Origin of the sequence: Flavobacterium sp. UMI-01, assembly GCF_019656315.1 — a bacterium.
Taxonomy (GTDB): domain Bacteria; phylum Bacteroidota; class Bacteroidia; order Flavobacteriales; family Flavobacteriaceae; genus Flavobacterium.
The window spans coordinates 1-331 of record NZ_BPLU01000063.1 but is presented as its reverse complement, the minus strand read 5'-3'; the positions used below and the strand labels follow the sequence as shown (position 1 = coordinate 331).

General features: G+C 36.0%; 1 protein-coding gene. It reads left to right on the top strand.

Going from position 1 to position 331, the window contains the following annotated elements:
- Nucleotides 1–49: 49 nt before the first annotated feature.
- The gene (locus K5R64_RS13620; RefSeq protein ID WP_220764206.1) at nt 50–301 is read left to right on the top strand and encodes a hypothetical protein; all 252 of its coding nucleotides are present in this window, start codon (nt 50–52) and stop codon (nt 299–301) included.
- The last annotated feature ends 30 nt before the right edge of the window (nt 302–331 follow it).

Below are 331 nucleotides of genomic sequence, written 5' to 3'. Positions count from 1 at the left end.
GCAGGTTCGAGTCCTGCCTCAGGAGCTAAATTTTAAAAACAAATAAAAAATGGGAATAATAACGACATCATTTGCAACAAGGAAACCGCTTGGTTTTTTTACCGGCAAGAAAGCAATTTCAATTGTTAAACAGTCAAACATTGGCGGCGATGAAATAGAAAAAGGTTCTATAGTTATCATTATCGGCCAAGGCAGAACAAAAAATGATTTGAATATTAGAGATGAAAAAACAGGAGTTGAAATATACAATGTTTGGTGCGAACAGTTAGAACTTATCAAAGATGACAACAACCAAAACTAAACCCTACATCTACGAAGGCACAGGAAGTGC

Coding starts and splice junctions, on each gene's coding strand:
- K5R64_RS13620 (WP_220764206.1), top strand. CDS start 50: ATGGGAATAATAACGACATCATTTGCAACAAGGAAACCGCTTGGTTTT.